This window comes from Achromobacter sp. DH1f (assembly GCF_000633435.1).
GTDB classification, from domain to species: Bacteria; Pseudomonadota; Gammaproteobacteria; order Burkholderiales; family Burkholderiaceae_B; genus Achromobacter; species Achromobacter deleyi.
Genome location: NZ_AYMF01000058.1, coordinates 1 through 332, shown reverse-complemented (window position 1 = coordinate 332; position 332 = coordinate 1). Strand labels below are relative to the sequence as shown.

The 332-nt window shown below is 66.9% G+C and carries 1 protein-coding gene; it reads right to left on the bottom strand.

The genetic code is table 11. The features are described 5' to 3' along the window. Window positions 1-332 (bottom strand): hypothetical protein (locus tag U858_RS34080; protein WP_042886022.1); only part of this gene is annotated, 332 nt, incomplete at both ends.

The window sequence follows — 332 nt, the reverse complement described above, 5'->3', positions numbered from 1 at the left end:
GAGGTTGTCGGCCTGGATCAGGCCGGCACGGTTGTCCAGCAGGCCTTGGGTCTTGAGTGTCAGATTGGCGGCGGCGACGATGCCGCGGGTGTTGGACAGGGTCTGCGCGTTCAGCGTGGCTTGCCCTTGTGCGGCAACGGTGCCGCCAGTGTTGTCCAGGTTGCCGGCGGTGTTCACGTCCAGCGCGCCGCCGCTGACGACCTTGCCGTCGGTGTTGGACAGGCTCGTGGCTTTAACGTCGATTGAACCGCCGTACAAGCCGCCGCCCTGGTTCTGCAAGGCGCCGGCATTGGCGACGGTGAGCTTGCCGTCCGCCTGCGCAACGCCGTTGC